Source organism: Streptomyces aurantiacus JA 4570, assembly GCF_000414115.1.
In the GTDB taxonomy this organism is placed as follows: domain Bacteria; phylum Actinomycetota; class Actinomycetes; order Streptomycetales; family Streptomycetaceae; genus Streptomyces; species Streptomyces aurantiacus_A.
The window spans coordinates 1-5,826 of record NZ_AOPZ01000320.1 but is presented as its reverse complement, the minus strand read 5'-3'; the positions used below and the strand labels follow the sequence as shown (position 1 = coordinate 5,826).

Below are 5,826 nucleotides of genomic sequence, written 5' to 3'. Positions count from 1 at the left end.
CGGCGGCCAGCGCCCGCCCGCGCCCGGCGCCCCCGGGGCGGGCGCCCCCGGCGGCCACGTCTCCGGCGACACGCTGAACAGCGGCATCCCGGTCGTACCGCCCGCGCAGAACTCGCCGTTCGCGCCCGGCGCGCACCTGGACGAGCCCGGCCCGCACACCCCGCCCAAGCTGCCCGAGCCGGTGCAGCCGAACGTGCCGAAGGCGCCGGCGCCCAAGAAGAAGGGCCGCAACAAGCTGGTCCTCCTGGCCGGCCTGGTCGTCGTCCTCGGCTGCGGGGCGTACGGCGCGGGCCTGTTGATGAACCACGCCGACGTACCGAAGGGCACCACCGTCCTCGGTGTCGACGTCGGCGGCGGCACCCGCGACGAGGCCGTGAAGAAGCTCGACGCGGCGCTCGGCGAGCGCGTCAACAAGCCGCTGAAGCTGACGGTGGGCGGCGAGCAGGTCACCCTGAAGCCGGACCAGGCGGGCCTCACCCTCGACAGCCAGGCCACCGTGCGCGAAGCCGCGGGCAGCGACTACAACCCGGTGTCGGTGATCGGCGGCCTGTTCGGCGGCGAGCGCGTCGTCGAGCCCGTCATGCCCGTCGACGAGGAGAAGCTGGCGGCGGCCCTGGAGCGCTCCGCGGGCGGCGCGGGATCGGCCAAGGAGGGCACGGTCAAGTTCGAGCCCGGCAAGGCCGTCCCCGTCTACGGCAAGGCGGGCAAGGGCATCGACGCCGAGAAGTCGTCGTCCGCGGTCGCCGAGGCGTACAAGAAGCAGGTCGAGACCGGCAGCGCGGGCACCGTCGCGGTGCCCGTCACCAACCGGAAGCCGACCGTCTCGAACGCCGAGGTCGACCGGTTCATGAAGCAGTTCGCCAAGCCCGCCATGTCCGCCAACGTCACGATCACGGCGGGCGGCAAGTCGATCCCGCTCGGCCCGGCGAAGTCGCTGCCGCAGGTGCTCGGCGCGAAGGTCGTCAACGGCAAGCTCGTGGAGACGTACGACCTCGAAACGCTCAAGCAGCTCTACGGCAACACGTTCGACGGCGTCCTGATCCAGCGCGGAAACGGCAAGAAGACGCCGGTCCAGCCGACGGACGTGGCCCAGGCGATGGGCAAGGCGCTGCGGGGCAAGACGACCGCGGAGCGGACCGGAGTGATCGAGACGAACGCGAACTGAAGCGCTCCGCTCGAGGCACTCAGCCTGAGGCGCTTCGCTTGAAGCGCCCCGCTTGAGGCGCTGTCCGTCACGCTGTCCGCATGACATCTGTCATGCGGATGTCAGCACACTCGACACTGCCGTCGCACCTCTCTGACCAGCGACGATGGTGCACATGACGACGACAGTGACAAGGACGGCGGCGGGCGGGGCGACCCGCACGGCCGCGAGCGCGGTGAGCTTCGAGCGGGTGACCAAGAGCTACGGCGAGGTGCGGGCCGTCGACGGCCTCACCCTCGACCTGTACCCCGGCGAGACGGTGGCGCTGCTCGGCCCGAACGGCGCGGGCAAGTCGTCCACGCTCGACCTGCTGCTCGGCCTGCGCCGCCCCGACAGCGGCACGGTGAGCGTGTTCGGCACCAGCCCGCGGGAGGCCATCACCGCGGGGCGGGTCGGCGCGATGCTGCAGAGCGGCGGACTCATGGACGAGGTCACCGTCCGCGAACTCGTCCGCCTCGCCTGCGCCCTGCATCCGCGGCCGCACCGGGTGGACGAGGTCCTCGCCCACGCGGGCATCACCCAGCTGGCCGACCGCAAGGTCGACAAGCTCTCCGGAGGCCAGCAGCAGCGCGTGCGGTTCGCGCTCGCCACGGCGGGCGCCAACGACCTCGTCGTCCTGGACGAGCCGACGACCGGCATGGACGTGACGGCACGCCAGGCTTTCTGGGCGACCATGCGGGAGCAGGCGGACCAGGGCCGCGCGGTCCTGTTCGCCACGCACTACCTGGAGGAGGCCGACGCGATCGCGGACCGGGTCCTGGTGCTGCACCGGGGCCGGCTCCTCGCGGACGGCACGGCGGCCGAGATCAAGGCGAAGGCCGGCGCCCGCAAGGTCAGCTTCGACCTGGAGGAGCTGCGCGCGGGCGACCCGGACCTCGAACGGCGGCTGCGGGAGCTGCCGTTCCTGTCGGCAGTCGGCGTGTTCGGGCACACGGTCCGGCTCCAGTCGACGGACGCCGACGCGACCGTGCACGCGCTGTACGGCCTCGGCATCTATCCCCGCAACCTCGAGGTCGCCGGTCTCGGCCTGGAGCAGGCGTTCGTCGCGATCACGGCGGCCGAGGAGGCGAAGGCGGCATGACGAACCACACCTCGAACCTCACCACGAACCACACGTCGAAGCTCACCATGAACCACACCTCGAACCACACGCCGGGCTTCACCTCGGGAGCCCTCGTCAAGCTGGAGCTGATCCGCTCCCTGCGGAACAAGAAGTTCCTGTTCTTCTCCGTGATGTATCCGGCGATGCTCTTCCTGATCATCGCCGGCGGCGCGGACGCCACCACCGAGGTCGGCGACAGCGGCCTGGCGATGCCCGCCTTCATGATGGTCTCGATGGCGTCGTTCGGCGCGCTCACGGCCGTCCTGATGGGCAACAGCGAGCGCATCGCGAAGGAACGGCAGAGCGGCTGGGTGCGCCAGCTCAGGCTGACGAGCCTGCCGGGCCGCGGCTATGTGCTCGCCAAGACGGCCAGCGCGGCCGTGGTCAGCCTGCCGTCGATCGTCGTCGTGTTCGTGGTCGCCGCCCTGGTCAAGGACGTCCGCCTGGACGCCTGGCAGTGGCTGGCGCTGACCGGCGCGATCTGGGCGGGCAGCCTGTGCTTCGCCGCGCTGGGCGTGGCCGTGGGCTATCTCGCGACGGGCGACGCGGTGCGGCCGGTCACGATGATCCTGTACTTCGGGCTCTCGGTGCTCGGCGGCCTGTGGATGCCGACGGCGACGTTCCCCGGCTGGCTGCAGAGCCTGGCGGACTGGACGCCCACTCACGCGTACGCCGCGCTCGGCCGGGCCATCGAGCTGGGCGACGCGCCGCACGCGGGCGACGTCGTGCTGCTCGTGGCGTACTTCGCGGTGTTCGCGGCGGGCGCCGCCTGGCTGTACCGGAAGGACACACTGAAGGCGTGAGAGAACCACTGGACAGGGACCGCCGTCACCCCATGCACAGCTTCGGCCGCCCGCCCACGGACCGCCGCGCGGCCCGCGCGAAGCTCGCCTGGATCGGCATCTGGCTGGTCTTCATGGCCGCGCCGGTGAAGGACCTGGCGGACGGCGGCCGCTCCGCGGCGGCGACCGTCCTCGGCTCGCTCGGCCTCGCCGCGTTCATCGCGTGCTACCTCACCCTGGTCTTCCGGTACACGACGAAGGTCCTCGTCTGGCGCTGGGTGTACGTGACGTACGGGGTCCTCGTGGCCCTCGCGACCGCCCTGTCGACCGGCATGGACGCCGCCTGGCTCGGCCTGTGGGTGTACGTCGCGGTGTCCGCGGGCGCGGTCCTGCCCATGCGGCAGGCGCTGTGGGTGATCCCGTCCGTCACCGCGCTGATGCTGTCGATCGGCGTGTACGCCCAAGGGGGCGGGGTGGCCGACATGGTCACCGGGCTCGGCGTGACGACGTTCCTCGTCGGGTTCGCGATGACCGGCGTACGCCATCTGATCCGTACGACGGTCGAGCTGCGCCAGGCGCGGGCGACGGTCGCCCAACTGGCCGCCAACGAGGAGCGGTTGCGGCTCGCCCGCGATCTGCACGACCTGCTGGGTCACTCCCTGTCGCTGATCACGCTGAAGAGCGAGCTGGCGGGGCGGATGCTCCCCGCCCACCCGGACCGGGCCGCCCAGCAGGTGGCGGACATCGAACAGGTCAGCCGCCAGGCCCTGGTGGACGTGCGCGAGGCGGTCACCGGCTATCGCAGGCTCACCCTGCCCGGACAGCTGGCCGGGGCCCGCACGGCGCTCACCGCGGCGGGGATCGAGGCGGATGTTCCGCTGGAGGTGCCGGAGGGCGGGCAGGCCGGGGAATCCGGACCCGGTGCCTCCGACGAGCGGCGCCTGGCCGCCGAGGAGCGCGAGGCCGCCCTCGCCTGGGCGCTGCGCGAGGCCGTCACCAACGTCGTGCGGCACAGTTCCGCCCGCCGCTGCGCGGTCACGCTCACCCGCCGCGAGACCCTCGCGGGCCCCGTCCTGGAGCTGGTGGTCGAGGACGACGGCGTGGGCCTCGCGCCCGGCAGCGACCACGGCAACGGCCTGACCGGCCTCACGGAACGGCTGGAGGCGGTCGGCGGCGCCCTCGACGTCATGTCGGGCACCGGCATCGGCCGCGGCGCGCGGCGGCAGGGCGCCGACCGGCCGGGATTCCGGCTCGTCGCGCGCGTACCGGCGGGGCCGGACCCGGCGGAGCACGCCGCGCCCACCGCCCTAGGATCGTCCGCATGACCGGCAGCACGCACAGCCCCGCGGAGGACACCGGGCCCGCGCCCGACCGCCCCACCGGCACCGCCGGGCGGCCCATCCGGGTGCTCCTCGCCGAGGACCAGTCGATGGTCCGCGAGGCGCTCGCGGCGCTGCTCGGCCTGGAGCCGGACATCGAGGTCGTCGCGCAGGCGGCCCGCGGTGACGAGGTCCTGGCGGCCGCCCGCGCGCACGCCGTGGACGTGGCGCTCCTGGACATCGAGATGCCGGGGCGGACCGGCATCGAGGCGGCCGCGGAGCTGCGCGCCGCGCTGCCGGAGCTGAAGGTCGTCGTGCTCACCACGTTCGGGCGGCCCGGGTATCTGCGCAGCGCCATGGAGGCCGGGGCGGTCGCCTTCCTGGTCAAGGACGCGCCCGCGGCCCAGCTCGCCGACGCGGTGCGCCGGGTGCTCGCGGGGGAGCGCGTCATCGATCCCACGCTGGCCGCCGCCGCCCTGGCCGAGGGCGCCAACCCGCTCACGGACCGCGAGCGCGAGATCCTGCGCGCCGCCGCCGACGGCGCCACGAACGCCGAGCTCGCCGCAGCCCTGCACCTCTCCCAGGGCACGGTCCGCAACTACCTGTCCACGGCCATCCAGAAGCTGGCGGCCCGCAACCGCACGGAGGCGGTCGGGATCGCCCGCGAGAAGGGCTGGCTCTGAGCTGGTAGCTCCGAGCCGGTCCCAGGGTGGCCCGCGAGCCGCCGGTTCCAGGGGCACGGAGAGTACGCGGGCGCCCCGAAGGGGCGCGGGGAACTGCGCGACCAGCCACGACGCGCCCGCAGAGAAAAGACGGCCAATCGCGGCACCTCCGGCGGAACGCCTAATTCAGCCGTGCCCGCGCGGCCCGCGCCTGCCGTCGCACCCGGTCCGCCGCCGTCTCGTCGGTGGCGGCCAGCGCGTCGGCGTACGTGTCGAGTTCGGCGGCACCGGTGCGGAAGTCGCCGCGCTGGACGAGGAGCTGGGCGCGGTCGTAGCGCAGCCGGTCCTCGGGCGCGGGCAGCAGCAGGGACAGCTCGACGGCCCACAGGGCGACGTCGGAGCGCTCCGGGCGGGTGGCGGCCCACACGCGGATGTTGTTGAGGACGCGCCGCACGATGTCGAGCACACCGACGGGCCGCAGCATCGCGGCGTCCAGCGGCGCCCCCGTGGCCCCCGCCACCAGCAACTGCGTGTCCGTACGGCTCAGTACCCGCCCTCCGCCGAACGGATCGGCCAGCACGCGCTCCTCGTACCCGTCCCGGGCATCCTGGGCATTGCCGCCACCGCCGGCGCCGCAGCCGCCGTACGCGCCGCATGCCCCCTGGGCGCAGACGCCCGGTGTGCCGAAGCCGACGACGAAGTGGCCGGGCAGGGCGACGCCGTGGACCGGGGCGCCGGCGCGCCGCGCGACCTCGAT

General features: G+C 73.5%; 5 protein-coding genes and 1 pseudogene. 5 read left to right on the top strand and 1 reads right to left on the bottom strand.

The window, feature by feature from the left end:
• From STRAU_RS28020 to STRAU_RS28000, 5 genes and pseudogenes are all read left to right on the top strand, one after another.
• Window positions 1-1,165: pseudogene (locus STRAU_RS28020) on the top strand (hypothetical protein); the annotation flags it as partial.
• Window positions 1,166-1,319: 154 nt separating this feature from the next.
• Window positions 1,320-2,285 (top strand): ABC transporter ATP-binding protein, encoded by a 966-nt coding sequence (locus STRAU_RS28015; RefSeq protein WP_037662380.1) that lies wholly within the window; start codon window positions 1,320-1,322, stop codon window positions 2,283-2,285.
• A gap of 47 nt (window positions 2,286-2,332) precedes the next feature.
• On the top strand, window positions 2,333-3,109 hold the full coding sequence (locus tag STRAU_RS28010; protein WP_052029317.1) for an ABC transporter permease: 777 nt from the start codon (window positions 2,333-2,335) through the stop codon (window positions 3,107-3,109).
• 32 nt (window positions 3,110-3,141) lie between these two features.
• Window positions 3,142-4,413, top strand: coding sequence for a sensor histidine kinase (locus STRAU_RS28005; protein WP_016643784.1), 1,272 nt, complete (start codon window positions 3,142-3,144; stop codon window positions 4,411-4,413).
• The gene (locus STRAU_RS28000) at window positions 4,410-5,090 is read left to right on the top strand and encodes a response regulator transcription factor (protein WP_016643783.1); all 681 of its coding nucleotides are present in this window, start codon (window positions 4,410-4,412) and stop codon (window positions 5,088-5,090) included. Before STRAU_RS28005 ends, STRAU_RS28000 begins: the two co-directional genes overlap by 4 nt.
• A 160-nt stretch (window positions 5,091-5,250) precedes the next feature.
• On the opposite strand, the gene STRAU_RS27995 is transcribed toward STRAU_RS28000, so the two are convergent.
• On the bottom strand, window positions 5,251-5,826 hold a 576-nt coding region (locus tag STRAU_RS27995), incomplete at its 5' end, for a transglutaminase family protein (protein WP_037662378.1).

Excerpts from the sequence above, each read along its gene's own strand:
- STRAU_RS28015 (WP_037662380.1), top strand. The coding sequence starts at position 1,320 with ATGACGACGACAGTGACAAGGACGGCGGCGGGCGGGGCGACCCGCACG.
- STRAU_RS28010 (WP_052029317.1), top strand. The coding sequence starts at position 2,333 with ATGAACCACACCTCGAACCACACGCCGGGCTTCACCTCGGGAGCCCTC.
- STRAU_RS28005 (WP_016643784.1), top strand. The coding sequence starts at position 3,142 with ATGCACAGCTTCGGCCGCCCGCCCACGGACCGCCGCGCGGCCCGCGCG.
- STRAU_RS28000 (WP_016643783.1), top strand. The coding sequence starts at position 4,410 with ATGACCGGCAGCACGCACAGCCCCGCGGAGGACACCGGGCCCGCGCCC.